General features: G+C 58.8%; 20 protein-coding genes, 2 tRNA genes and 1 rRNA gene. 9 read left to right on the top strand and 14 right to left on the bottom strand.

Going from position 1 to position 24,773, the window contains the following annotated elements:
- Positions 1-5 precede the first annotated feature (5 nt).
- On the bottom strand, positions 6-1,019 hold the full coding sequence (locus AB4P92_RS11780) for a zinc-binding alcohol dehydrogenase family protein (protein WP_047299635.1): 1,014 nt from the start codon (positions 1,017-1,019) through the stop codon (positions 6-8).
- A 115-nt stretch (positions 1,020-1,134) separates the two neighbouring features.
- Between AB4P92_RS11780 and AB4P92_RS11775 the strand changes: the two genes are divergently transcribed.
- Together AB4P92_RS11775 and AB4P92_RS11770 are read left to right on the top strand one after the other, a co-directional pair.
- Entirely contained in the window at positions 1,135-2,064 is a 930-nt protein-coding gene (locus AB4P92_RS11775; RefSeq protein ID WP_042557516.1) for a LysR family transcriptional regulator, read from the top strand.
- A 316-nt stretch (positions 2,065-2,380) separates the two neighbouring features.
- Positions 2,381-3,112, top strand: coding sequence for a helix-turn-helix transcriptional regulator (locus tag AB4P92_RS11770; protein ID WP_047299637.1), 732 nt, complete (start codon positions 2,381-2,383; stop codon positions 3,110-3,112).
- 158 nt (positions 3,113-3,270) lie between these two features.
- On the opposite strand, the gene AB4P92_RS11765 is transcribed toward AB4P92_RS11770, so the two are convergent.
- The 3 genes from AB4P92_RS11765 to AB4P92_RS11755 form a co-directional block, all read right to left on the bottom strand.
- Entirely contained in the window at positions 3,271-4,224 is a 954-nt protein-coding gene (locus AB4P92_RS11765; RefSeq protein WP_042557518.1) for an adenosine deaminase, read from the bottom strand.
- A gap of 80 nt (positions 4,225-4,304) precedes the next feature.
- Positions 4,305-5,270, bottom strand: a complete 966-nt coding sequence (locus AB4P92_RS11760; RefSeq protein WP_395599405.1) for a 2-oxoglutarate and iron-dependent oxygenase domain-containing protein — start codon at positions 5,268-5,270, stop codon at positions 4,305-4,307.
- A gap of 159 nt (positions 5,271-5,429) precedes the next feature.
- Positions 5,430-6,503 carry a BMP family ABC transporter substrate-binding protein gene (locus tag AB4P92_RS11755; RefSeq protein WP_395599404.1) on the bottom strand — a complete coding sequence of 358 codons (1,074 nt, stop codon included), beginning with the start codon at positions 6,501-6,503 and terminating at the stop codon, positions 5,430-5,432.
- A gap of 288 nt (positions 6,504-6,791) precedes the next feature.
- Here AB4P92_RS11755 and AB4P92_RS11750 point away from each other — a divergent pair, with 288 nt between their 5' ends.
- The gene (locus tag AB4P92_RS11750; RefSeq protein WP_042557521.1) at positions 6,792-7,883 is read left to right on the top strand and encodes a calcium:proton antiporter; all 1,092 of its coding nucleotides are present in this window, start codon (positions 6,792-6,794) and stop codon (positions 7,881-7,883) included.
- 115 nt (positions 7,884-7,998) lie between these two features.
- Here the strand turns inward: AB4P92_RS11750 and AB4P92_RS11745 are convergent, their stop codons facing one another.
- From AB4P92_RS11745 to AB4P92_RS11735, 3 genes are all read right to left on the bottom strand, one after another.
- A complete protein-coding gene (locus tag AB4P92_RS11745; protein WP_115145867.1) occupies positions 7,999-9,357 on the bottom strand; it encodes an 8-oxoguanine deaminase in 1,359 nt (452 codons plus the stop codon).
- Between the two features lie 253 nt (positions 9,358-9,610).
- Positions 9,611-10,297, bottom strand: a complete 687-nt coding sequence (locus AB4P92_RS11740) for an SDR family oxidoreductase (RefSeq protein WP_042557523.1) — start codon at positions 10,295-10,297, stop codon at positions 9,611-9,613.
- Between the two features lie 17 nt (positions 10,298-10,314).
- Positions 10,315-10,671 (bottom strand): MerR family transcriptional regulator, encoded by a 357-nt coding sequence (locus AB4P92_RS11735; protein WP_261737312.1) that lies wholly within the window; start codon positions 10,669-10,671, stop codon positions 10,315-10,317.
- Positions 10,672-10,755: 84 nt separating this feature from the next.
- Here AB4P92_RS11735 and AB4P92_RS11730 point away from each other — a divergent pair, with 84 nt between their 5' ends.
- Positions 10,756-11,190: a hypothetical protein gene (locus AB4P92_RS11730; protein ID WP_395599668.1), complete on the top strand. Its 435-nt coding sequence runs from the start codon at positions 10,756-10,758 to the stop codon at positions 11,188-11,190.
- Between the two features lie 73 nt (positions 11,191-11,263).
- Here the strand turns inward: AB4P92_RS11730 and AB4P92_RS11725 are convergent, their stop codons facing one another.
- The 7 genes from AB4P92_RS11725 to AB4P92_RS11695 all read right to left on the bottom strand — a co-directional run bounded on the left by AB4P92_RS11725 (position 11,264) and on the right by AB4P92_RS11695 (position 19,175).
- Positions 11,264-12,190: an ABC transporter permease gene (locus AB4P92_RS11725; protein WP_042557525.1), complete on the bottom strand. Its 927-nt coding sequence runs from the start codon at positions 12,188-12,190 to the stop codon at positions 11,264-11,266.
- Complete coding sequence (locus AB4P92_RS11720; RefSeq protein WP_261736036.1) at positions 12,190-13,296, bottom strand: ABC transporter permease; 1,107 nt, start codon at positions 13,294-13,296, stop codon at positions 12,190-12,192. The genes AB4P92_RS11725 and AB4P92_RS11720 overlap by 1 nt, the downstream gene beginning before the upstream one ends.
- Before the next feature lie 13 nt (positions 13,297-13,309).
- Positions 13,310-14,857: an ABC transporter ATP-binding protein gene (locus AB4P92_RS11715; protein WP_395599403.1), complete on the bottom strand. Its 1,548-nt coding sequence runs from the start codon at positions 14,855-14,857 to the stop codon at positions 13,310-13,312.
- A gap of 559 nt (positions 14,858-15,416) precedes the next feature.
- Positions 15,417-15,998, bottom strand: a complete 582-nt coding sequence (locus tag AB4P92_RS11710; RefSeq protein WP_395599402.1) for an IMPACT family protein — start codon at positions 15,996-15,998, stop codon at positions 15,417-15,419.
- A 7-nt stretch (positions 15,999-16,005) separates the two neighbouring features.
- On the bottom strand, positions 16,006-16,656 hold the full coding sequence (locus AB4P92_RS11705; RefSeq protein WP_047299649.1) for a TetR/AcrR family transcriptional regulator: 651 nt from the start codon (positions 16,654-16,656) through the stop codon (positions 16,006-16,008).
- Between the two features lie 88 nt (positions 16,657-16,744).
- Entirely contained in the window at positions 16,745-18,133 is a 1,389-nt protein-coding gene (locus tag AB4P92_RS11700) for a uracil-xanthine permease family protein (protein WP_200616983.1), read from the bottom strand.
- Positions 18,134-18,254: 121 nt separating this feature from the next.
- A complete protein-coding gene (locus tag AB4P92_RS11695; protein WP_047299651.1) occupies positions 18,255-19,175 on the bottom strand; it encodes a LysR family transcriptional regulator in 921 nt (306 codons plus the stop codon).
- Between the two features lie 138 nt (positions 19,176-19,313).
- On the opposite strand from AB4P92_RS11695, the gene AB4P92_RS11690 reads away from it, so the two are divergent.
- From AB4P92_RS11690 to AB4P92_RS11670, 5 genes are all read left to right on the top strand, one after another.
- Positions 19,314-20,663, top strand: a complete 1,350-nt coding sequence (locus tag AB4P92_RS11690; protein ID WP_115145861.1) for an aspartate aminotransferase family protein — start codon at positions 19,314-19,316, stop codon at positions 20,661-20,663.
- Positions 20,664-20,739: 76 nt separating this feature from the next.
- Positions 20,740-22,233 carry a CoA-acylating methylmalonate-semialdehyde dehydrogenase gene (locus AB4P92_RS11685; protein ID WP_115145860.1) on the top strand — a complete coding sequence of 498 codons (1,494 nt, stop codon included), beginning with the start codon at positions 20,740-20,742 and terminating at the stop codon, positions 22,231-22,233.
- A gap of 630 nt (positions 22,234-22,863) precedes the next feature.
- Positions 22,864-24,400: ribosomal RNA gene (locus AB4P92_RS11680) — 16S ribosomal RNA — on the top strand.
- 82 nt (positions 24,401-24,482) lie between these two features.
- Positions 24,483-24,559: transfer RNA gene (locus AB4P92_RS11675), tRNA-Ile, on the top strand.
- Between the two features lie 30 nt (positions 24,560-24,589).
- A tRNA-Ala gene (locus AB4P92_RS11670) sits at positions 24,590-24,665 on the top strand.
- The last annotated feature ends 108 nt before the right edge of the window (positions 24,666-24,773 follow it).

Below are 24,773 nucleotides of genomic sequence, written 5' to 3'. Positions count from 1 at the left end.
GATCCTTAGAAACCTTCTAAAACAATTTTCCCCTTGGCTTTGCCGCTCTCCAGCAACTCATGCGCGCGACGCAGGTTCGCCGCATTGATCGCACCGAAGTGCTCGCCGACGGTCGTCTTCAATGTGCCTGCATCAATCAACTCGGCCACGCGGTTGAGCAGTTTGTGCTGTTCGATCATGTCGGGTGTCTCGAACAGCGAGCGGGTGTACATGAACTCCCAGTGCAGCGAGAGGCTCTTGCGCTTGAGTTTGGTCACGTCCAGCGACTTCGGGTCGTCGATCAGGGCCAGTTTGCCTTGCGGCGCCAGGGCTTCGACCAGTTGATCCAGATGCTGATCGGTCTGAGTCAGGCTGGCGACGTGGGTGACGTGGTTGATGCCGGCGCGCTTGAGTTCTTCACTCAGCGGTTGGCTGTGGTCGATGACCAGATCCGCCCCCAGTTCGCTGACCCAGTCGCGGGTCTGTGCACGGGAGGCAGTGCCGATCACTTTGAGACCGGTCAGTTGCTTGGCCAATTGGGTGAGGATCGAACCGACGCCACCCGCCGCACCGACGATCAGCAGGCTCTGGCCATTATCGTCTTGCCCTTCGCTGACTTGCAGGCGTTCGAAGAGCAACTCCCAAGCGGTAATCGCGGTCAGCGGCAGGGCCGCGGCTTCGGCGAAACCGAGGGACTTGGGCATATGGCCGACGATTCGCTCATCGACCACGTGCAGTTCGCTGTTGCCGCCCGCGCGGGCGATGGAGCCGGCGTAGAAAACCTTATCGCCAGCCTTGAACAGCGTTACCTCGCTGCCAACCGCCTTGACCACGCCGGCCACGTCCCAGCCCAGCACTTTCGCGGCCCCGCCCTCAGGCGCCGCATTCTGCCGCACCTTGGTGTCGACCGGATTGACCGAAATGGCTTTGACCTCCACCAGCAAATCACGCGGGCCGGCTACTGGCTCAGGCAGATCGATGTCTTGCAGGGATTTGGCGTCGCTGATGGGCAGTGAGGCGTAATAGGCAATGGCTTTCATGGAAGGCTCCGCACAGGTAGTAGAAGATGGTGCTGATGATTAGCTATTTCTCTGCGAGATAAAACCGGCTAAAACAGCAGTCTCTTTCAATGTTTTTTTGATAATCGAGGCTGACATGCTGCGTTTCGATGACTTGCAATTGTTCGTTCGGGCAGCGGATCTGGGCAGTTTGTCGGCGGCGGCGCGGGTGATGGACATGTCTGCGGCAGTGGCCAGCGCGGCGCTGAAACGGATCGAACAGCAACTCGGTGCGCGTCTGCTCGCCCGGTCGACGCGCAGCTTGCGCCTGACGGCCGAGGGCGAGGGCTTCCTCGAATACGCTCGGGCGGCGTTGAGCAATCTCGATGAGGGGCGACGTTTGCTGGCCAGCGGGCAGGATCAGGTCAGCGGGGTCTTGCAGCTGTCGGCGCCTTCGGACTTTGGCCGCAACCTGTTGTTGCCGTGGCTCGACGAGTTCCAGCGCGAGCACCCGAAACTGACCGTACGCTTGCTGCTCGGCGACCGCATTGCCGACCTGTTTCGCCAACCGGTGGACATTGCCCTGCGGTATGGCGAGCCGGAAGATTCCAGCCTGATTGCCTTGCCGATCGCGCCGCACAACCGCCGCGTGTTGTGCGCGTCACCGGCGTATCTGGCGCAGCACGGCGAACCGCGGCAACTCGAACAACTGGCCCAGCACAATTGCCTGTTGTTCATGCTCGGCAGTCGGGTTCATGACCACTGGAGCTTCACTGACGGCAAGCGCGAAGTCAGCCTTACTGTCACGGGTGACCGCTTCAGTGACGACGCCGACGTGGTACGTCTGTGGGCCGTGGCAGGTGCCGGGATTGCCTATAAATCCTGGCTGGACGTGGGCGCCGATGTTCTCGCCGGGCGCCTCAAAGTGCTGTTACCGGAGCTGCTGTGTGAGCGCGCTCCGCTGAATTTGTTGTGCGCCCATCGCGCACAATTGAGTAAGCCTGTGAACCTTTTAAAGGAGATGCTCGCCAGCCGATGCGCTGATCTAAGTAGTCAATTTCCCGCTTTCTCGAAAGTTGATCATTAGTCGCAGGTAAATAGAGAAATTTCTGTCAGGAACAATCACCACCCGTGCAGTCCGCAGCGCGGGACGGCGCGTGCATCCCGCTTATACTAGCGCCCGCCTCACGCCAGTACCGAAACCCGGCCCGAACGCCATCAATGCTGAGCTGCCTTGTTTAACTTCGGGTACTGCTGCGGTTGCGGGTTCGGCGCCGGAACATGTTGTGCCAATGGCCTGCCTTGCCCCGGCTCAGGGCGTTTTTCGCGTCTTGGCCGCTGGCTCATTACTGGTCAAGATGTCTCCGAGCAGTAGACGATACGATTCCACAGGGAGTGAATACATGGAACATGCACCTTGCATCAGCCAGATCGCCACGTTGCTGGCCGACCCCAAGCGCAGCGCGATGATGTGGGCGTTGATGGATGGCTCGGCCCGGCAGACCGAGGAGCTTGCGCTACTGGCAGGGCTGTCGCCGTCGTCGGCCAGTGCGCATCTGGCACGGTTGTCCACTGGCGGTCTGTTGAAGGTCGAAGTCCGGGGGCGTAAACGGTTTTTCCGCCTCTCGGCGCCGGAGGTAGGCGCTGCGATCGAAGCGTTGGCCAGCGCCACCATCGCCAGTGCCCCGCGAGAAGTCGCCGAGGTGTTCAAACGCAATACGCCGATGGCCAAGGTAGCGGCGGCGCCGTCTTCACTGCTGCGCGCTCGTTTCTGTGATGACCATTTGGGCGGCACGCTGGCGGCTGATCTGTATCAACGCCTGCTCGACGCCGGCTGGATCGAACAGCTTGAGCAACGCGTGGTGGTAACCCATAAAGGCGCGAGCAAGTTGGCCGGCCGTGGCGTGTTCATCCAGGCGTTGGCCCATCGCAACGTGCAGGTGGCCTGTGCCTGCCCGGACTGGAGCGAGCGTCGTCCGCACATGGGCGGTTCACTCGGCGCGGCGTTGCTGCAGTTGTTCATGCAGTCCGGTTGGCTGACCTTGCCCCATGACTCCAGAGCGTTGCAACTGACCGCCCTTGGCCAGCGGGAGCTGCATCGATTCGCCAAGGAAACAGAGCTGGAACTGGCGTAGCAGAGCCTGTGAAATTGCTGCCTGAGCCGCAATCCATCAGCTAACACTGTACCTGTGGGAGCGGGCTTGCATGCGATAGCGGTCTGTCAGTCAACAATGATGTTGGAATTGATGACCTCATCGCGGGCAAGCCCGCTCCCACAGTTTTTGTATTGCTCTTAAGGTTTTACGAGCCGTGCATCCAGGCTGTTCTGCGCCAGGCGTTTGGCCTGATCCTGGGTCATGCCCAAGTGTTCGTACAGCGCATGGAAGTTCTCGGTCACGTAACCACCGAAGTACGCAGGGTCATCGGAGTTCACTGTCACCTTCACGCCACGCTCAAGCATGTCGAGAATGTTGTGCTGCGACATGTGATCGAACACGCAGAGTTTGGTGTTCGACAGCGGGCACACGGTCAGCGGGATCTGCTCGTCGATGATCCGCTGCATCAGGCGCTCGTCTTCGATGGCTCGTACGCCGTGGTCGATGCGTTGGATTTTCAGCAGGTCGATGGCTTCCCAGATGTATTCCGGCGGGCCTTCTTCACCGGCGTGGGCGACGGTCAGGAAGCCTTCGTGACGGGCACGGTCGAACACGCGCTGGAACTTGCTTGGCGGATGGCCCATCTCGGAGCTGTCCAGACCTACGGCGACAAACGCGTCACGGAACGGCAGCGCCTGATCGAGGGTTTTCTCGGCTTCTTCTTCGCTCAAGTGGCGCAGGAAGCTGAGGATCAAACCGCTGGTGATGCCCAGTTGCTGCTCGCCATCCTTCAACGCGGCGGCGATGCCGTTGAGCACCACTTCGAACGGGATGCCACGGTCGGTGTGGGTCTGCGGGTCGAAGAACGGTTCGGTGTGAATCACGTTTTGCGCCTTGCAGCGCAGCAGGTAGGCCCAGGTCAGGTCGTAGAAATCCTGCGATGTGCGCAGCACATCGGCGCCTTGGTAATACAGGTCGAGGAATTCCTGCAGATTGTTGAAGGCGTAAGCCTTGCGCAGTGTTTCGACGTCGTTCCACGGCAGGGCTATCTTGTTGCGTTCGGCCAAAGCGAACAGCAACTCAGGCTCCAGCGAGCCTTCCAGATGCAGGTGCAGTTCGGCCTTGGGCAGGGCGTTGAGCCAGTCGTACATATTCTTTTCTCATCAGGTGCAATGACGGCATTCTACAGATGCTTGCTGAAATAATTGGCAAAACCTGACCAAGCGATCCGTCACACCGCTTCCTGTTCCCGTCGATAAGCGTAGGTATCGGCGAAGCGCGACAGCAGGAATTCAGCACAAGTGGTCGTCGGATATTTCGCCGGGTGTTCTGCGCTCTGGCAACCGGGCAGGCACTCGATACGGGTGTCCGGGTGAGGCTCGGCAAAGAACGGCATCGAGTAGCGATCCACTCCGAGCGGGCTGATCACCCGGTGCGGTGTCGAGCGATATCGGTCATTGCTCCAGCGCGCCATCATGTCGCCGAGGTTGACCACAAACGTCCCGTCAATCGGTGGGGCGTCGATCCATTCGCCTTTGACGTTCTTCACTTGCAAGCCACCGGCGCTGTCCTGATAGAGCAGGGTGATGCAGCCGTAATCGGTGTGCGCTCCGGCGCCTTGCTGCTCGGCGGAACTGGCGGTGTGACGCGGCGGGTAATGGATCATGCGCAACACACTCACGGGTTCAAGAAAGCGCTTGTCGAAGAAGTCGCGTTCGATGTCCAGGGCAAGGGTCATGGCGCGCAGCAGCGTTTGCGCGAGGGCCTGCATGTCGAGGTAGTGCCGTTCCATCAGCACCTCCCAACCGGGAATTGCCGGATGGCGGTTGGGCCCGCGCAAGGGTTTTTCCGCCAGCACTTCGGGATGGTTCGCCGACAGGTGCAGACCCATGTCGAAGGTTTCTTTGAGGTCGCTGGGTTTGTTCGGGTCGAGCTGTTCGGTGGCGATGGCGCCGTAGCCGCGATGGTGGCGGGTCCGGGTGATGTCGATCTTGAGCTTCTCTGCCGCCGGCAGATCGAAAAAACGCTGCGCGTGATCGAGCAGGGCGTCGATGCGCTGGGCGGAAATCGGATGTCCCTTGATGTAGAAGAAACCCCACTCGCGGCACGCCTGGTCGATTTGCTCGGCAACGGCGGGCCAGGCGTTTTGGTTGTCGGTGTAGAGCGGGCTGATGTCGATGATGGGAAGGCTGTTCATACGTTTGTCCTGAAGAAACTCAGACTGAAAAGCAACGGAGATCTCTGTGGGAGCTGGCTTGCCAGCGATAGCAATCTCCCAGGCAACAATGATGTTGAAGGTGATGGCCTCATCGCTGGCAAGCCAGCTCCCACAGGTTCGGTGGTGTTTCTGGGAGGATTACTTCGGCATCTCGGCCTTCATGCCTTCCACGTAATAGTTCATCGACGCCAGTTCCGCCGTGGTCGCACTCACGCCAGCGGGGATTTTCTCGACCCCGGCCTGATCCTTGATCGGCCCGGTAAACGGCTGCAACGCACCGCTCTTGATATCGGCAATGATCTGCTCGGCTTCGGCTTTGACCGGTGCTGGCACCAGGTCGCTGATCGGCAGTTCAACCGTGCCTTCCTTCAGCCCGCCCCAGTAATCCTGAGACTTCCAGCTGTGATCGATCACGCTTTGAGTCGCCTGAATGTAATGCGGCGCCCAGTCGTTGACGATCGAGGTCAGCACCGCTTTCGGCCCAAAGTGGGCCATGTCGGAGGCGTAACCCACCGCATACACACCACGTCGTTCGGCAGCCTGAATCGGAGCCGGGCTGTCGGTGTGCTGGAACACTACGTCGACACCCTGATCGATCAGCGCGTTGGCGGCATCGGCTTCCTTGCCCGGATCGAACCACGAGTTGACCCACACCACTTTGATCTCGGTGCCGGGGTTGTACTTGTTCAGGGCCAGTTGAATGGCGTTGATGTCGCGGATCACTTCCGGGATCGGGAAGGAGGCGACGTAGCCGATCTTTTTGGTCTTGGTCATCTTCGCCGCGAGAAAGCCACCGACGTAACGGCCCTCGTAGGTGCGCGCCAGATAGGTGCCGAGGTTCTTGTCCTGCTTGTAGCCGGTGGCGTGTTCGAAGGTCACCTTGGGAAATTGTCTGGCAACTTTCAGCGTCGGGTTCATGTAACCGAAGGACGTGGTGAAGATCAGGTCGTACTTGTCCTTCGCCATGTTGCGGATCACCCGCTCGGCGTCGGCACCTTCGGCGACGTTTTCCACGTAGTTGGTGGTGATCTGCGCGCCGAATTTCTCCGCCAGCGCCTTGCGCCCCTGTTCATGCTGATACGTCCAGCCGTGGTCACCGATGGGGCCGATGTAGACGAAACCAACCTTCAGCGGATCGGCAGCGCTGGCGCTCAGGCTTATCCCCAGACCAATGGCGGCGCACAGCAGTTTGTGCAGCGGACGTATTTGCATGAATTGGAGCTCCATTTTGTTGTGTGTGGTCAGGGGCAATGCAAATTGCTGACCAACAAGACAACAAACTGGTTGAAAACCGTGTGAAAGCCTTCGCTAGCAGGCTCGCTCCCACAGGGGATTGCATTCCAAGGTGGGAGCGAGCCTGCTCGCGAAGGGGCCGGTCAGGCCAATAAAAGTGCATCAGGCAAAAGTCCCGCCATTGCTTGGTGCGCTAATGTGTAACGAAACGTTAGCGTCGCGCCGCAGTCAGTAGCTCATTGGAATCTCTGCGTTAAAAGGCCTGTCATGCTCTCAATCCTCAAGCAAGAAAGCTTTCTGCTGCTGGCCCTGCTCGCCGCAGTCGTCGCTTATCCGTTGGAACACTGGATGCTGCACAGCGGCCAGATCGTCGCGCTGACTGCCGGTCTGCTGCTGATCGCATTCATCGTCGCCGCTTCGATGCGCGTCGCCCATCACGCCGAATTGCTCGCCGAAAAGGTCGGCGACCCTTACGGCACGATGATCCTCACGCTGGCCGCCGTGCTGGTGGAAGTGGTGATTCTGGCGATCATGATGAGCAACGAAGCGTCGCCCACACTGGTGCGCGACACGATTTATTCGGCAGTGATGCTCGACATCAACGGCATCCTCGGCCTCGCTGCGCTGATGGGCGGGATCAAGCATGGCGAGCAGTCCTACAACGACGATTCGGCGCGCAGCTACAGCGTAATGATCCTCACCGCGATGGGCGTGTCGATGGTGGTGCCGGAGTTCATTCCCGAGGCCAACTGGAAGATTTATTCGGCGTTCACAATCGGTGCAATGGTGGTGCTTTACGCGCTGTTCCTGCGCATGCAGGTCGGTCCGCACAGTTACTTTTTCAGCTACAGCTACCCGGACAAACGTCGCAAGAAAGAGCCGCAGGACGCGCAGGCGAAAGCACCGAGCATCGGCCTGTCGATCGGCATTCTGGTGTTTGGCATTGTGGTGATCGGCGCATTGGCCGAGGTGATGTCCAAGACCCTCGATCTGGGGCTGGAAGGTACGGGCGCTCCTCCAGTGATCACGGCGATTCTGGTGGCGGCGATTTCAGCGGCGCCGGAGATCTTGACCGCGTTGCGTGCGGCGTTGGCCAACCGCATGCAGTCAGTGGTCAATATTGCGATGGGCGCGTCATTGTCGACGGTGATCCTCACCGTGCCGGTGATGGAAGCGATGGCGCTGTACACCGGTCAGCCATTTCAGATGGCAATGACCCCAGTGCAGACGGTAATGATCTTTCTGACATTGATCGTCAGCGCGATCAATCTCAATGACGGCGAGACCAATGCCATTGAAGGCATGACGCACTTTGTGTTGTTTGCAACGTTCATCATGCTGTCCCTGCTAGGCCTCTAAAAGGCCAAAAAATCCCCCTGTAGGAGCTGCCGAAGGCTGCGATCTTTTGATCTTGTTTTTCAAAACAGAATCAAAAGATCGCAGCCTTCGGCAGCTCCTACAGGGTTGTGTTGGATCAGGTACCGGCGATCAGCTGGCGAGCAGCCTGGCTGTGATCGGCGATCAGGCCTTTCAGATCCAGCCCTTCGACCTGGCCATCAACCACGCGCCACTTGCCGCCAATCATCACCCGATCCGCTCGATCTGCGCCGCACAGCAGCAGCGCCGAAATCGGATCGTGGCTGCCAGAGAAGCGCAGTTCATCGAGCTTGAACAATGCCAGATCAGCCTGTTTGCCCACCGCCAGTTCACCAATGTCGGTACGGCCCAACAGGCTCGCCGACCCCTTGGTCGCCCAGCCCAGCACGCGCTCAGGGGTAATCTTCTCGGCGCCGTAACGCAGGCGCTGGATGTACAGCGCCTGACGCGCTTCAAGGATCATGTTCGACGCATCGTTGGACGCCGAGCCATCCACGCCCAGACCGAACAGCGCACCGGCGTCAGTCAAATCGATGCTTGGGCAAATGCCCGAGGCCAGACGCATGTTTGAGCTTGGGCAGTGACAGATGCCGGTGCCGGCCTGACCGAGGCGGGCGATTTCGTCCGGGTTGAAGTGGATGCCATGGGCCAGCCAGGTGCGCGGGCCGAGCCAGCCGACGCTGTCCAGATAGTCGACGGTGCGCAGGCCGAAACGCTGCAGGCAGAAATCTTCTTCGTCGAGGGTTTCGGCCAGGTGCGTGTGCAGGCGCACGTCGAGCTTATTCGCCAGTTCGGCGCTGGCCGACATGATTTCCGGGGTCACTGAAAACGGCGAGCACGGTGCCAGAGCGATCTGGATTTGCGCACCGTCGCCACGCTCGTGGTACTCGTGGATCAGGCGCTGACTGTCGTCGAGAATCACCTGGCCTTCTTGCACGGTCTGCTGCGGCGGCAGGCCGCCATCCTTCTCGCCGAGGCTCATCGAGCCACGGGTGAGCATGGCGCGCATGCCCAGTTCACGCACGGTTTCGACTTGCACGTCGATGGCGTTTTCCAGGCCGTCCGGGAACAGATAATGATGGTCGGCAGCGGTGGTGCAACCCGACAGCAACAACTCGGCCAAAGCCACTTTGGTGGCGAGGGCGAGTTTTTCCGGCGTCAGACGTGCCCACACCGGGTACAGGGTTTTCAGCCACGGGAACAACGGCTGATTGACCACCGGCGCCCAGGCACGAGTGAGGGTTTGATAGAAGTGATGGTGGGTGTTGATCAGGCCCGGCAGGATCACATGCTCGCGGGCATCGAACACTTCATTGCACGGCGCTGAAGGCTGTTGACCGGCGGCAAGCACTTCGACAATCACGCCGTCTTGCAGCACCAGACCGCCACGGGCATCGAGCTCGTTGGAGGTGAAAATGGCGAGGGGGTTTTTTAACCAGGTACGGGTCGCAGGCATTGCCGCCGGCTCCTCTGAAAGTGGGTTCAGGGTTGCCAGCTCAGTGTTGCCCTGTCTGCTGATCCAGGTTCGCCGCGACGGACGAGGTGCGCAGTTTCAAACAAATCACCGCGCCGGGCAAGCCCCACCCGACAGGACACCGTTCATCCCTGTGGGAGCTGGCTTGCCAGCGAATGCGTCGGAACAGCCACCTTATATGGCGACTGGCACTCCGTCATCGCGGGCAAGCCCGGCTCCCAAAGGATTTGTGCGTTTACCAGGGAATGGTTTCGCCTTTGTAATTGATGAAGTGATGCCCGCCCTTGCCGGTAAACGCATTCACCTGATCAATCAGTCCGCGTGTGCTGGTGTCCACATCAAGGTCAGCCCCTTCACCGCCCATGTCGGTCTTCACCCAACCCGGATGCAGCGACAGCACCGTCAGTTTCTGTTCGCCCAATTGCGTGACAAAACTGTTGGTCATCGAGTTGAGCGCAGCCTTGCTCGCCTTGTACAGGGCCAGCTCCGGCGCATCCGGCACCGTCACGCTGCCGAGCCCGGAGCTCATGAACGCCAGCACACCGCTGCCATCGCGGATCTGTCCGGCAAAGCGTTGCGCCAGATTGATCGGCGCCACCGCGTTGGTGAAAAACAGCTGACCGACTTCCGCCAGGGTCGCGCCGCCCGGGGTCTGTACTGCCGGGCCTTTGACCCCGGCATTGACGAACAGCAGGTCGAAAGTTTCACCCTTCAACTGTTGGCTCAAGGCGATCACCGCTTGCTGGTCATCCATGTCGAGCTTCTCGATCCGCACGTCGCCCAGCGCTTGCAGCGCCTCGGCGTTCGAGGGATTGCGCACGGTGGCAGTCACTTGCCAGCCGTCGCCCAGCAGGGTCTTCACCAAGCCGAGGCCCAAGCCACGGGAGGCGCCGATGATCAGTGCATTTTTTGCCTGGGACATGATGGGTTCCTTGAAAATTATCGTTCAGGGCTCAATGGACAGGCCTGGCCGAGCCGTAGTTGCAGCTCATGCCGTAGCGCGTCGAGTTCGCTCATGCGGGTTTCAATCAGTTGTAGCTTGTCGCGCAGCAATTGCGCCACAGCGTTTTCCGGATCGGGCGTGTTCCACAGTGCGGCAACGCTGTCGCCGATCTCGCCGAGGGTAAAACCCAAACGCTGCGCCGTCCTGATGTAGAGCACCAGTTGCAGCATTTCCGGCGGGTAGTCGCGATAACCATTGGCACTGCGTTGCGCCGCGATCAATCCGCGTTGCTCATAGAAACGCAGCGTGTCGCGACTGACTGCGCTGGCCTGTGCCAATTCACCGATGCGCATTTGTGATGCTCTGAAGAGGGCTTGACCCTGGAGCATACTCCAGGCTTTACCGTGGTTGCTCCTCAAATTTCTGGAGCATGGACGATGTGGACTTCAACACAATATCGACACGTGGTGCGCGGCAGCGCCTGGTACGACCTGATCGTCACGGCTGCATTTGTGACGCCGTGGAGTTTTGCCGCGTTGCACGGGGTTTTGACCGCGCTCGGTCAGGCGCTGGATTTGCCCGGTGAGTTGCCGGCGTTCGCGCCGATGCACATGTTGATGGCGAACCTTTTGGGCTCGGTGGTTTGTGTGTGGGCGGTGCTGCGGATTCGTGATCCGCAGGCACTTTATGGACGTTATGACGCGGTGGCGCGGTTTCTGTTTGCGGCTTGGCAGGGGTATGCCCTGGTCCATGGCGCCAGTTCGATTTTGACAGTTTTTCTGGTCTTCGAACTGGCGTGGGGCATTGCTCAGGTGTTGCCTGTTCGGGCCCCATCGCTGGCAAGCCAGCTCCCACAGGTTCCTGTTGTGTGACATGGACCTCGTTCACACCCGAGATCCTTGTGGGAGCTGGCTTGCCAGCGATGAGGCCCGTGAAATCACCGCATTAATGCCCCGACTGCCACGGCTGCCCCAACGACACCGGCGCATACAACCGTGTCCGCAGTGCATCGCGCGACAACAACACCAGCACCACAATCGTCGCCACGTACGGCAGCATCGCCAGCAGGCTCGACGGAATCGCCAGCCCCAACCCCTGCGCCACCAGGTGCAGGATGCTGGCGAGGCCGAACAGATAGGCGCCCAGCAACAACCGCCACACCCGCCAACTGGCAAACACCACCAGCGCCAAGGCAATCCAGCCACGCCCGGCCGTCATGTTTTCCGCCCACATCGGCGTGTACGCCAGCGACAGATACGCCCCGGCCAGCCCGGCCATCGCGCCGCCGAAAAGCACCGCCAAGGTGCGCACGGTCAACACTGGCAAGCCCATCGCACTGGCCGCATCCGGGTTCTCGCCGACCGCTTGAATGATCAGCCCGACACGGCTTTTGATGATCACCCACGCCACCAGCGCAAACAGCCCGAACGACAGATACACCAGCAGATCCTGCGCGAACAGCATCCGCCCGATCAGCGGGATTTCACTCAGATACGGAATCGCCAACGGCTCGAATCCAGCCAATGGTTTACCGACCCAGGCCGCCCCAACGAAAGTCGACAACCCCACGCCAAAAATCGTCAGGGCCAACCCGGTCGCTACCTGATTGGCGTTGAACACCAGCGCCACCAAAGCAAACAGCGACGACAGCAACATCCCGGCGAGCATCGCCAGCAATACGCCGAGCCACAGGTTGCCGCTGTTGAGCGCGACGATAAAACCGATCACCGCACCAAACAGCATCATCCCTTCCTGCCCGAGGTTGAGCACGCCGCTCTTCTCGCAGATCAGTTCACCCAGCGCTACCAGCAGCAGCGGCGTGCCGCAACGCACCATCGCGAAGAAAATATTGCTCAGCAGATCGATATCCATCACAGCGCTCCGGCGGTTACGGTGGGGGTCTGTGTGCGCCGTGCCCAGCGCAGATTCAGACGTGGCCGATAGAGAATCAGCACATCACTGGCGAGCAGGAAAAACAGCATCATTCCCTGAAACAGTTGAGTGATCGCTTGCGGCAGATTGAGGCTCATCTGCGCGTTCTCGCCCCCGATGTACAGCAGCGCCATCAGCAGACTGGAGAACAGAATCCCGATGGGGTTGAGCCGCCCGAGAAACGCCACGGTGATCGCCGCATAGCCATAACCCGGTGACACTTGCGGCACCAATTGACCGATTGGGCCGGTGACTTCGCAGACACCTGCAAGCCCCGCGAGCCCGCCGCTGATCAGTAGGGCAAGCCAGATCAAACGCTTCTCGCGAAAGCCGACGAACCCTGCCGCACGCTTGTCCAGCCCGAGCACTTTGATCTGGAAACCGATAAAACTTTTCTGCAACAACACCCACACCGCGACCAGCGCGAGCAGGGCGAAATACACCCCGGCATGCACGCGGCCATCCTCCAGCAACAGCGGCAAACGGCTGGCGTCGCCGAACATTGCCGACTCGGGAAAATTGAAACCGGCGGGGTCCTTCAGCGGCCCATGTACGCAGAACAGCAGCAAGTTCAGCGCGATGTAATTGAGCATGATGCTGGTGAGGATTTCGTTGGCGTTGAAGCGTGTGCGCAGCCATGCGGTGAGCCCCGCCCATGCGGCGCCGGCGAGGGTGCCGGTCAGCAGAATCAGCGCCAGCGCCCAACGGCTTTGCATGTCGATGATATTCACCGCCAAGGCACTGCCGGCGAGCGCGCCAAGCAGCAATTGACCTTCGGCGCCGATGTTCCAGATTCGCGCTTGGTAGGCCACCGCCAGGCCCAGCGCGCAGAGCAGAATCGGCAAGGCTTTGACCAGTAATTCCGAGACACCGTACAAGTCGCTGACCGGCGCGATCAGCAGCGTATGCAAGGTTTGCAGCGGATCATGACCGAGGGCGATGAACAGCAGCGAACCGCAGCCGAGCGTCAGTGCCGCCGCCAACAGCGGCGAGCACCAAAGCATCAGACGCGATTGCTGGCCACGGGGTTCGAGAGAAAGCAGCATGTTTGAAACTCCGTTAAACCGTGGCGTGTTGTTGAGGGGCATCGAACTGACCGGCCATCCAGCCGCCGACGTCACTCAGTTGCGTGTCCATGGTGTTTTGCAGCGCCGACAGCTTGCCGCCGCACAAGGCGCCGAGGCGGTCACTGATCTGGAACAGTTCATCGAGGTCTTCGGAAATCACCAGAATCGCCGCGCCGGCATCGCGCAAGGCGATCAACGCGCGGTGGATGGTCGCGGCGGCGCCGACATCCACGCCCCAGGTCGGGTGCGCGGCGATCAGCAGTTTAGGTTGCTGGAGGATTTCCCGGCCGAGGATGAATTTCTGTAGATTGCCGCCGGACAGGCTGCGGGCGGCGGTTTGCGTATTCGGCGTTTTTACCCCGAAGCGTTGAATGATTTGCTGGGCGAGGGCATCGACTTTGCCGCGTTCGATCAAACCGTTGCTCACCAGCCCTTGTTGAAAAGCTGTCAGCAGCGCGTTGTCGGCCAGACTCAACTCCGGCACCGCGCCATGGCCGAGGCGCTCGGCCGGGACGAAAGCCAGACCGAGTCTGCGTCGTGCATCCGGGCGTAAATCAGCAACGGCCTGATGACCGAAACGAATCGTTTCGGCCTCGACCCGTGACAGCGTTTGCTCCCCACTGAGCAGGGCAAGCAATTCGTCCTGACCATTGCCCGCGACCCCGGCGATGCCAACGATTTCACCGCTGCGCACCTGCAAGTCGACGCCTGCCAGTGAGCAGCCAAACGGGTCCGGGTTATGCCAGCTCAACCCGCTGACCTGCAAAAACACCGCGCCACCGCTGACCTTCGGATAGTCGCCAATCAACGCCGCCGCTTCGCCCACCATCATCTGCGCCAACTGTTGATCCGAGCATTCGGCCGGTACGCAATGCCCGGCCACTCGCCCGCCGCGCAACACCGTTGCGCTGTGGCACAAGGCGCGAACTTCTCCGAGCTTGTGGCTGATAAACAAAATGCTGCAACCCTCGGCGGCGAGACGGCGCAGGGTGATGAACAAATCGTCGGCCTCCTGCGGCGTCAGCACCGAAGTCGGTTCATCGAGAATCAGCAGACGGATGTCTTGCATCAGGCAGCGAATGATTTCCACCCGTTGCCGCTCGCCAATCGACAGGCTGTGGACAAGTCGCTCAGGCTCCAGCGCCATGCCGTAGCGCCGCGAGACTTCGCGAATCTTCGGTTCAAGCTGTTTCGGCGTACCCGCTGCCGCACCCATCGCCAGCGCAATGTTCTGCGCCACGCTGAGGGTTTCGAACAGCGAGAAATGTTGAAAGACCATTCCGATCCCCAGCTGTCGCGCCTGGGCCGGGTTGCGCATGTTCACGCGCTGACCTTGCCAGAGCATCTCGCCCGCGTCGGCCTGAGTGACGCCGTAGATGATCTTCATCAGCGTGCTTTTGCCTGCGCCGTTTTCACCGAGCAAGGCATGGATTTCTCCGGGCGCAATGCTCAGATCAATAGCGTCATTGGCCAGACATCCGGGGTAGCGTTTGCTGATATGGCGCAGTTGCAGGCGCGGGGTAGGAGGGGCTATGGGCATGACAGGCTCGACTTGCTTGGAGTTGTGCCTGTGGATAAAGCAATTTCCTGGCCATTGAGTCAGGAACACCTGAAGACACCGATACCCCGCGCCTGTCGCAGAGCACTTGCAGTAAATTCGGCATAACAACGAGCACCACTTGGGGGCGAAGCCGTTGATCAAGCTCCACTTTTGCCCGCAAGCAATTGATCAAAAAACGAGCAACTGCGTCGGAGCTATGTGCAATCTGCAACTGCGCCAGTCATGAACGGCTTATCCACAGGTTGTTCCACAGTATTTGTGCGCAACATGGAATCAAGGGCATAAGCACCGTGATGCTTTCTTCCAATAGTGCTAAACCTGGTTAACTTATTGTTTTTACGAAAAAAATACGCGTTCGCAGAGTGATTGAGCGAAAAGTGAACAAATCGCGCAAAGCCGCATGACAGAAGGGTTACAGCGGGATGTGCTCAGGTTATCCACAGCCGGGTGCACAGCAGATGTGGGCAACTGCGTGGAATAAGGAAAACGGGGGATGCCCTAAAAGATCGCAGCCTTCGGACGATCTTTTGATCTTGCTTTAACGCTGCAGCAGAATCCTTCCGCGACTCAAATCTGCCAATTGGCTCTGCAACAATTCAATCTGCGCTTCACCCACCGCCAACCCCAACTCAACCCCGTTCGAGGTGAACTGCTCCTCAACTACCAATCCGCCCAGATCCGCCACCCGCAGCTTCACCAACGCCAACTCGGCAAAGCCGCAGGCACAACGCAAGGGCACGCGGCTGATCAACTCGACTTTCGCCGCCGTTTGCAGGCACTTGTTCGCACCACCGCCATAGGCTCGCGCCAAACCGCCGGTGCCCAGTTGAATGCCGCCGTACCAGCGGATCACCAGCACCGCGACCTGATCGCAATCCTGCGCTTCAATCGCTGCCAGAATCGGTCGCCCGGCCGTGCCGCCCGGTTCGCCGTCGTCATTGCTGCGATATTGATCGCCGAGTTTCCACGCCCAGCAATTGTGCGAGGCGTTCAAGTCGCTGTGCTGTTCGAAGAACGCCTGCGCGTCAGCGGGACTGCTGATGGGGGCAGCGAAAGTGATAAAGCGGCTTTTGCGAATCTCTTCGCGGTACTCGCAAAAACCGCTGAGGGTGAAAGGCATAAACGTCTTATAGAGAAGGAGTGAGGCCGCAGCCTTTGAGAATGATGCGGATCAGGTTGTTGCTGGCGTCTTCCATGTCCTGCTTGGTCAACTTGCTGCGCCCGCTGACGCGGCAGATCTGCGTGGCGAAGTCGGCGTAGTGCTGGGTGCTGCCCCACAACAGGAAGATCAGGTGCACCGGGTCGACCGGGTCCATTTTGCCGGCATCGATCCACGCCTGAAACACCGCCGCGCGGCCCTGGAACCAGGCGCGGTAATCCTGATTGAAATACTCGCTCAGGCATTCGCCGCCGCTGATCACTTCCATCGCAAAGATTCGCGAGGCTTGTGGCTGGCGACGGGAGTATTCCATTTTGGCGCGGATGTAGCGGGTCAGCGCTTCGGCCGGATCGTCTTCGGCGGTGAGGGTGTTGAAGGTGCTGTCCCACAACTCGATGATGTTGCTCAGCACCGCCACGTACAGCCCCAACTTGTTGGTGAAGTAGTAATGCAGGTTAGCCTTGGGCAACCCGGCATTCTGGGCGATGGTATTCATGCTGGTGCCTTTGTACCCGTGGCGGGCGAACTCGTCTTCGGCGGCTTTGAGAATGGTCTCTTCGTTCTTCTGACGAATGCGGCTGGCGGGCTTGCCGCCGTGAGCGGGGACTTCAAAGGTCATAGGCACTTCCGGGTTTGTCTGTGGGTGCAACCAATTGCGTTGATAGCGCACCCACAAGCATCCGACAAGTCCTCAGGCGATAAAACCGTTACGCCTGTTCGATCTTGTTCAGCGGCACTTGCACTTCAGCGGGTGCTGTTTTGGCTTCCGGCAGCAGCAGGCAAAGGATGATTGCCGTTAGCCCGCCGCTGGTAATCGCCGAGTCGAACAGGTTTTGCACCAGTTTGGGTAGCAGGTGCAGCAGGTTCGGTTGTGCGGCGATGCCCAGGCCGACGCCGAACGACGTGGCGATGATCAGCATGCTGCGCCGATCCAGCGGCGACTGCGCGAGGATGCGCACACCGGCAGCGGCGACGGCACCGAACATAACCAGAGTGGCGCCGCCGAGTACTGGTTTCGGTATCTGTTGCAGCACCGCACCAATCATTGGAAACAGGCCGAGACAAAACAGGATCGCGCCGATGTAAAGGCCAACGTAGCGGCTGGCAACGCCGGTCAGCTGAATCACGCCGTTGTTCTGCGCAAATGTGGTGTTGGGGAAGGCGCTGAACGTTGCGGCGATCATGCAGCTCACGCCATCACCCAGTACACCGCCGCGCAAGCGGCTTATATAAGAAGGGCCGCTGATGGGTTGGCGGGCGAGCATGCAATTGGCGGTGAGGTCGCCGACGGTTTCGATGGTGCTGATCAGATAAATCAGCGCGACCGGCAGGAAAGCGGTCCAGTCAAAACTGAATCCGAACTTGAACGGTGTAGGAAAACTCACCAGCGGCAAGTCAGGCAACGGCTGCGGGACCAGTTTCCCACTGAACCACGCCGCGAGGCTCCCGAGCAGCAGACCAATGATGATTGCCGACAGCCGCACCCACGGCGTGTTCGAGCGGTTGAGCAAAATGATCGTCAGCAACACGAATACGCCAAGCGCCAGATTGCCCGGCGCGCCGAAGTCCGGGGCATTGAAGCCGCCGCCGAGATCGGTGATGCCGACCTTGATCAGGCTGATGCCGATCAGTGTGATGACAATCCCGGTCACCAGCGGCGTGACCACCCTGCGCAGTTGACCAATGAAACGGCTGAGCACGATCTGCACAATCGCGCCGAAAAAGCACACACCAAAGATCATCGCCAGAATGTCTTCCGGGCTACCGCCGCGCTGCTTGACCAGAAACCCGGCCGACAGCACCGCGCCGAGAAAGGCGAAACTGGTGCCTTGCAAGCAGATCATCCCCGCGCCGATCCCGAACGGCCGGCGAGCCTGAATAAACGTGCCAACCCCGGACACCATCAGCGCCATGCTGATCAGGTAAGGCAAATGCGCGGTCAGCCCAAGCGCCGAGCCGATCACCAGCGGTGGGGTGATGATGCCGACGAAACTGGCGAGCACGTGTTGCAGGGCGGCGAGGGTTGCGGCCAGCGGTTTCGGGCGGTCGTTGAGGCCGTAGATCAAGTCGCTGGACGGTTCGGAATCTGGCTGCATGGCGTTGGGCTTCTTGTTGAAGGATCGGGGTTGATCCTGCTTTGCAAAAAGCTGTCCACTTGCTCAGGTTATTGCTTGGTTTTGTCTCTAAGGCCTAACGTGGCTGGGCGGCGGGCAATGTTTAACGCGTCGCCGCCAGACTCTCCAGAAAGCTTTCCAGCACCAAATGAGGGCGCCGGCCTTTGCGCGTGACCGATGCCAGACTCAAATCATAAAAACGTGTGTCGGCCTTGAGTGCGCGTAAACGCCCTTGCTGTACCCAAAGGCTGGCGTAATGATCCGGCAGATAACCAATGTAGCGCCCGGTCAGAATCAGAAACGCCATGCCCTCACGGTCGGAGGCACTGGCAGTGCAGTTGAGCGCCTGATAATGCGCCTGGATTTCCCCCGGCAAGCGAAACGTCGGGGCGATGGCGTCCTGACTATCAAGGCGTTTGTCATCGAGTTGTTTGTCATCGACATAAAACAGTGGATGACCGACCGCGCAATAAAGCAGTGAGCGCTCGCTGTACAACGGTTGATATTCCAACCCGGAAAGCGCACTGGCCTGCGGCACCACGCCGACATGCAGGCGACCGTCCAGCACGCCTTGTTCAACTTCATTCGGCGCAATCATGCGGATCTGGATTTGCACATCCGGCCCGCGCTCCTTCAATTGGGCGAGGGCGTGGGTGATGCGCATGTGGGGCAGGGTGACCAGGTTATCAGTCAGGCCGATTATCAACTCGCCACGCAAGTGTTGGTGCAGGCCGTTGACCTCGGTGCGAAAACTTTCCAGCGCACTCAATAACTGCAGGGCTGACTGATAGACCTCGCGACCTTCTTCGGTCAGGGAGAATCCAGCGCGGCCACGCTGACACAAACGCAATCCGAGGCGTTGCTCCAGATCGCTCATCTGCTGGCTGATCGCCGAGCGCCCGATGCCGAGCACGGTTTCCGCCGCCGAGAAGCCGCCGGATTCCACCACGCTGCGAAAGATCCGCAGCAGGCGAATATCAAAGTCACTGACCTGGGCCAGCGGATCGGGGCGACGGCTGCTCATGTTTAATCACTCAAAGTTTAGTGATGGTCTAACTGAAGGTTAGAAGAGTTGGATTTCACCGACTTTATCCGCGTGGCAATTTAGCTGCAACAACGACTTTTATCTCCCTGAAGCTTAAGCCCTGCGAGGTTTTGCCCGATGAACATGCCCGAAAACGCTCCGTCGCCACTGGCCAGCCAACTGAAGCTGGACGCGCACTGGATGCCGTACACCGCCAACCGTAACTTTCAGCGCGATCCGCGTCTGATTGTTGGTGCAGAAGGCAGTTGGCTCATCGATGACAAAGGCCGCAAGGTGTACGACTCACTGTCGGGTCTGTGGACCTGCGGCGCCGGGCACACCCGCAAGGAAATTCAGGAAGCGGTCTCCAAACAATTGGGCACCCTCGATTACTCGCCAGGCTTCCAGTACGGCCACCCTTTGTCCTTTCAACTGGCCGAAAAAATCACTGACCTGACCCCGGGCAACCTGAACCATGTGTTCTTCACCGACTCCGGCTCCGAGTGCGCCGACACGGCGGTGAAAATGGTCCGTGCCTACTGGCGTCTGAAAGGTCAGGCGACCAAGACCAAAATGATCGGTCGTGCCCGGGGTTATCACGGCGTGAACATCGCCGGCACCAGCCTCGGCGGCGTCAACGGCAACCGCAAGCTGTTCGGTCAGTCGATGATGGACGTCGATCACCTGCCGCACACGTTGCTGGCGAGCAATGCGTTCTCCCGTGGCATGCCGGAGCAGGGCGGTATCGCTCTGGCCGACGAGTTGCTGAAGCTGATCGAACTGCACGACGCATCGAACATCGCCGCGGTGTTCGTTGAACCGATGGCCGGTTCCGCCGGTGTATTGGTGCCGCCGCAGGGTTACCTGAAACGTCTGCGTGAAATCTGTGATCAGCACAACATCCTGCTGGTCTTCGACGAAGTGATCACCGGTTTCGGCCGCACCGGCTCGATGTTCGGTTCCGACAGCTTTGGCGTCACCCCGGACCTGATGTGCATCGCCAAACAAATCACCAACGGCGCGATCCCGATGGGTGCGGTGATTGCCAGCTCCGAGATCTACCAGACCTTCATGAACCAGGCGACTCCGGAATACGCCGTGGAATTCCCGCACGGCTACACCTACTCGGCGCACCCGGTGGCCTGCGCCGCTGGCCTGGCAGCACTGGATCTGCTGCAAAAGGAAAACCTGGTGCAGAGCGTCGCCGAAGTCGCTCCGCATTTCGAGAACGCGCTGCACGGGCTGAAAGGCTCGAAGAACGTCATCGACATCCGCAACTACGGTCTGGCCGGTGCGATTCAGATTGCCGGTCGTGATGGCGATGCCATCGTGCGTCCGTTCGAAGCGGGCATGGCATTGTGGAAAGCCGGGTTCTACGTGCGCTTCGGCGGCGACACCCTGCAGTTCGGCCCAACCTTCAACAGCAAGCCGCAAGACCTGGATCGTCTGTTCGACGCGGTCGGCGAAGTGCTGAACAAGCTCGACTGATTTTTCCTTCTATATATACCTACAAAACACAGGCACCCCGCTCGGGTGTCTGTGGACAAAAATTCAGGAGTTTTCGATGAGCGTTATCCCGCATTTGATCAATGGTGAACTGGTGACCGAGAACGGTCGCGCGGTTGATGTATTCAACCCGTCTACCGGCCAGGCAATCCACAAGCTGCCACTGGCCACCCGCGAAACCATCCAGAAAGCCATCGATGCCGCCAAGGCTGCGTTCCCGGCCTGGCGCAACACGCCACCGGCCAAGCGTGCCCAGGTGATGTTCCGCTTCAAGCAACTGCTGGAGCAGAACGAGGCGCGCATCTCACAATTGATCAGCGAAGAACACGGCAAGACCCTAGAAGACGCTGCCGGCGAGCTGAAGCGCGGTATCGAGAACGTCGAGTTCGCCTGCGCCGCCCCGGAAATCCTCAAGGGCGAGTACAGCCGCAACGTCGGCCCGAACATCGACGCCTGGTCGGACTTCCAGCCACTGGGCATTGTTGCCGGTATCACGCCGTTCAACTTCCCAGCCATGGTGCCGTTGTGGATGTACCCACTGGCGATCGTCTGCGGCAATTGCTTCATCCTCAAGCCGTCCGAGCGTGATCCAAGCTCCACGCTGCTGATCGCTCAGCTGCTGCTGGAAGCGGGTCTGCCAAAAGGCGTGATGAGCGTGGTACACGGTGACAAGACCGCGGTAGACGCGTTGATCGAAGCGCCGGAAGTCAAAGCGCTGAGCTTCGTCGGTTCGACGCCGATTGCGGAATACATCTACGCCGAAGGCACCAAGCGCGGCAAACGCGTTCAGGCACTGGGCGGCGCGAAGAATCATGCGGTGCTGATGCCGGATGCAGATCTGGACAACGCGGTCAGCGCACTGATGGGCGCGGCTTACGGTTCCTGCGGTGAGCGCTGCATGGCGATTTCGGTAGCCGTGTGTGTGGGCGACCAGGTTGCGGATGCGCTGGTGGCCAAACTGGTTCCACAGATCAAGGCGCTGAAAATCGGTGCAGGGACTTCCTGTGGTCTGGACATGGGACCGCTGGTTACCGGTCAGGCTCGCGACAAGGTCAGCGGCTATGTGGATGACGGCGTGGCGGCGGGCGCGACTCTGGTGGTCGACGGTCGTGGTCTGAGCGTGGCGGGGCATGAGGAAGGCTTCTTCCTGGGTGGCTGCCTGTTCGACAACGTCACCCCTGAGATGCGCATCTATAAAGAAGAGATCTTCGGTCCGGTGCTGTGCGTTGTTCGCGTCAACAGCCTGGAAGAGGCTATGCAGCTGATCAACGATCACGAATACGGTAACGGCACCTGCATCTTCACTCGTGATGGTGAAGCGGCGCGTCTGTTCTGTGATGAGATCGAAGTCGGCATGGTTGGCGTCAACGTTCCTCTGCCGGTGCCGGTGGCTTACCACAGCTTTGGCGGTTGGAAGCGTTCGCTGTTCGGCGACCTGCATGCCTACGGCCCGGATGGTGTTCGCTTCTATACCCGTCGCAAGGCGATCACTCAGCGCTGGCCTCAGCGTGCGAGCCATGAGGCTTCGCAGTTCGCATTCCCTAGCTTATAAGTAGAGGGGCATGCAGAAGGCCGACCTTTTAAGGTCGGCCTTTGCGTTTTCGGGCTTTTTTGACTGATATGACAGAATTATGAAAATAGCGGTTGACGGCAGATTCCAGACGTCTATAATTCGCCCCACTTCCGGCGCAGTCGAAACGGAAAACTCCTTGAGATTCAATGAGTTAAGTAGGTTTCGAGAGTGGGTCGCTTCAGTTCATCGAAGCCTGGAAGGAGTTGGAAGAGCGGTGATGTTTGGCTCTTTTAACGGTTCGATCTTCTCGGTCGAAAGCGGAGAAAAAGAGGTGTTGACAACAGCGAGTAACGCTGTAGAATTCGCCTCCCGCTAACGAGAGATCGGAAGCGCAAGTGGTTGAAGTTGTTGAAGAATTCTTCGAAAACTTCTGAAAATAATCACTTGACAGCAAATGAGGCTGCTGTAGAATGCGCGCCTCGGTTGAGACGAAAGATCTTAACCAACCGCTCTTTAACAACTGAATCAAGCAATTCGTGTGGGTGCTTGTGGAGTCAGACTGATAGTCAACAAGATTATCAGCATCACAAGTTACTCCGCGAGAAATCAAAGATGTAACCAACGATTGCTGAGCCAAGTTTAGGGTTTCTTAAAAACCCAAAGATGTTTGAACTGAAGAGTTTGATCATGGCTCAGATTGAACGCTGGCGGCAGGCCTAACACATGCAAGTCGAGCGGATGACAGGAGCTTGCTCCTGAATTCAGCGGCGGACGGGTGAGTAATGCCTAGGAATCTGCCTGGTAGTGGGGGACAACGTTTCGAAAGGAACGCTAATACCGCATACGTCCTACGGGAGAAAGCAGGGGACCTTCGGGCCTTGCGCTATCAGATGAGCCTAGGTCGGATTAGCTAGTTGGTGAGGTAATGGCTCACCAAGGCGACGATCCGTAACTGGTCTGAGAGGATGATCAGTCACACTGGAACTGAGACACGGTCCAGACTCCTACGGGAGGCAGCAGTGGGGAATATTGGACAATGGGCGAAAGCCTGATCCAGCCATGCCGCGTGTGTGAAGAAGGTCTTCGGATTGTAAAGCACTTTAAGTTGGGAGGAAGGGCATTAACCTAATACGTTAGTGTTTTGACGTTACCGACAGAATAAGCACCGGCTAACTCTGTGCCAGCAGCCGCGGTAATACAGAGGGTGCAAGCGTTAATCGGAATTACTGGGCGTAAAGCGCGCGTAGGTGGTTTGTTAAGTTGGATGTGAAATCCCCGGGCTCAACCTGGGAACTGCATTCAAAACTGACAAGCTAGAGTATGGTAGAGGGTGGTGGAATTTCCTGTGTAGCGGTGAAATGCGTAGATATAGGAAGGAACACCAGTGGCGAAGGCGACCACCTGGACTGATACTGACACTGAGGTGCGAAAGCGTGGGGAGCAAACAGGATTAGATACCCTGGTAGTCCACGCCGTAAACGATGTCAACTAGCCGTTGGGAGCCTTGAGCTCTTAGTGGCGCAGCTAACGCATTAAGTTGACCGCCTGGGGAGTACGGCCGCAAGGTTAAAACTCAAATGAATTGACGGGGGCCCGCACAAGCGGTGGAGCATGTGGTTTAATTCGAAGCAACGCGAAGAACCTTACCAGGCCTTGACATCCAATGAACTTTCCAGAGATGGATTGGTGCCTTCGGGAACATTGAGACAGGTGCTGCATGGCTGTCGTCAGCTCGTGTCGTGAGATGTTGGGTTAAGTCCCGTAACGAGCGCAACCCTTGTCCTTAGTTACCAGCACGTAATGGTGGGCACTCTAAGGAGACTGCCGGTGACAAACCGGAGGAAGGTGGGGATGACGTCAAGTCATCATGGCCCTTACGGCCTGGGCTACACACGTGCTACAATGGTCGGTACAAAGGGTTGCCAAGCCGCGAGGTGGAGCTAATCCCATAAAACCGATCGTAGTCCGGATCGCAGTCTGCAACTCGACTGCGTGAAGTCGGAATCGCTAGTAATCGTGAATCAGAATGTCACGGTGAATACGTTCCCGGGCCTTGTACACACCGCCCGTCACACCATGGGAGTGGGTTGCACCAGAAGTAGCTAGTCTAACCTTCGGGAGGACGGTTACCACGGTGTGATTCATGACTGGGGTGAAGTCGTAACAAGGTAGCCGTAGGGGAACCTGCGGCTGGATCACCTCCTTAATCGACGACATCAGCTGCTCCATGAGCTCCCACACGAATTGCTTGATTCATTGAAGAAGACGATAAGAAGCAGCCCGAAATTGGGTCTGTAGCTCAGTTGGTTAGAGCGCACCCCTGATAAGGGTGAGGTCGGCAGTTCGAATCTGCCCAGACCCACCAATTTTGTGTGGGAAACGCCTGTAGAAATACGGGGCCATAGCTCAGCTGGGAGAGCGCCTGCCTTGCACGCAGGAGGTCAACGGTTCGATCCCGTTTGGCTCCACCACTACTGCTTCTGACGTATGAAAGCTTAGAAATGAGCATTCCATTGAAAGATGGTGAATGTTGATTTCTAGTCTTTGATTAGATCGTTCTTTAAAAATTTGGGTATGTG

The sequence above is a fragment of the Pseudomonas sp. A0308 genome, assembly GCF_044218815.1.
In the GTDB taxonomy this organism is placed as follows: Bacteria; Pseudomonadota; Gammaproteobacteria; order Pseudomonadales; family Pseudomonadaceae; genus Aquipseudomonas; species Aquipseudomonas iridis.
The sequence above is the reverse complement of the archived record's forward strand: the minus strand, read 5'-3'. Positions and strand labels throughout refer to the sequence as shown.

Excerpts from the sequence above, each read along its gene's own strand:
- AB4P92_RS11685 (WP_115145860.1), top strand. The coding sequence starts at position 20,740 with ATGAGCGTTATCCCGCATTTGATCAATGGTGAACTGGTGACCGAGAAC.
- AB4P92_RS11700 (WP_200616983.1), bottom strand. The coding sequence starts at position 18,133 with ATGCAGCCAGATTCCGAACCGTCCAGCGACTTGATCTACGGCCTCAAC.
- AB4P92_RS11755 (WP_395599404.1), bottom strand. The coding sequence starts at position 6,503 with ATGCAAATACGTCCGCTGCACAAACTGCTGTGCGCCGCCATTGGTCTG.
- AB4P92_RS11770 (WP_047299637.1), top strand. The coding sequence starts at position 2,381 with ATGGAACATGCACCTTGCATCAGCCAGATCGCCACGTTGCTGGCCGAC.
- AB4P92_RS11720 (WP_261736036.1), bottom strand. The coding sequence starts at position 13,296 with ATGCTGCTTTCTCTCGAACCCCGTGGCCAGCAATCGCGTCTGATGCTT.
- AB4P92_RS11760 (WP_395599405.1), bottom strand. The coding sequence starts at position 5,270 with ATGAACAGCCTTCCCATCATCGACATCAGCCCGCTCTACACCGACAAC.
- AB4P92_RS11725 (WP_042557525.1), bottom strand. The coding sequence starts at position 12,190 with ATGGATATCGATCTGCTGAGCAATATTTTCTTCGCGATGGTGCGTTGC.
- AB4P92_RS11730 (WP_395599668.1), top strand. The coding sequence starts at position 10,756 with ATGTGGACTTCAACACAATATCGACACGTGGTGCGCGGCAGCGCCTGG.
- AB4P92_RS11735 (WP_261737312.1), bottom strand. The coding sequence starts at position 10,671 with ATGCGCATCGGTGAATTGGCACAGGCCAGCGCAGTCAGTCGCGACACG.
- AB4P92_RS11690 (WP_115145861.1), top strand. The coding sequence starts at position 19,314 with ATGAACATGCCCGAAAACGCTCCGTCGCCACTGGCCAGCCAACTGAAG.
- AB4P92_RS11705 (WP_047299649.1), bottom strand. The coding sequence starts at position 16,656 with ATGACCTTTGAAGTCCCCGCTCACGGCGGCAAGCCCGCCAGCCGCATT.
- AB4P92_RS11715 (WP_395599403.1), bottom strand. The coding sequence starts at position 14,857 with ATGCCCATAGCCCCTCCTACCCCGCGCCTGCAACTGCGCCATATCAGC.
- AB4P92_RS11780 (WP_047299635.1), bottom strand. The coding sequence starts at position 1,019 with ATGAAAGCCATTGCCTATTACGCCTCACTGCCCATCAGCGACGCCAAA.
- AB4P92_RS11710 (WP_395599402.1), bottom strand. The coding sequence starts at position 15,998 with ATGCCTTTCACCCTCAGCGGTTTTTGCGAGTACCGCGAAGAGATTCGC.
- AB4P92_RS11740 (WP_042557523.1), bottom strand. The coding sequence starts at position 10,297 with ATGTCCCAGGCAAAAAATGCACTGATCATCGGCGCCTCCCGTGGCTTG.
- AB4P92_RS11750 (WP_042557521.1), top strand. The coding sequence starts at position 6,792 with ATGCTCTCAATCCTCAAGCAAGAAAGCTTTCTGCTGCTGGCCCTGCTC.
- AB4P92_RS11695 (WP_047299651.1), bottom strand. The coding sequence starts at position 19,175 with ATGAGCAGCCGTCGCCCCGATCCGCTGGCCCAGGTCAGTGACTTTGAT.
- AB4P92_RS11745 (WP_115145867.1), bottom strand. The coding sequence starts at position 9,357 with ATGCCTGCGACCCGTACCTGGTTAAAAAACCCCCTCGCCATTTTCACC.
- AB4P92_RS11765 (WP_042557518.1), bottom strand. The coding sequence starts at position 4,224 with ATGTACGACTGGCTCAACGCCCTGCCCAAGGCCGAACTGCACCTGCAT.
- AB4P92_RS11775 (WP_042557516.1), top strand. The coding sequence starts at position 1,135 with ATGCTGCGTTTCGATGACTTGCAATTGTTCGTTCGGGCAGCGGATCTG.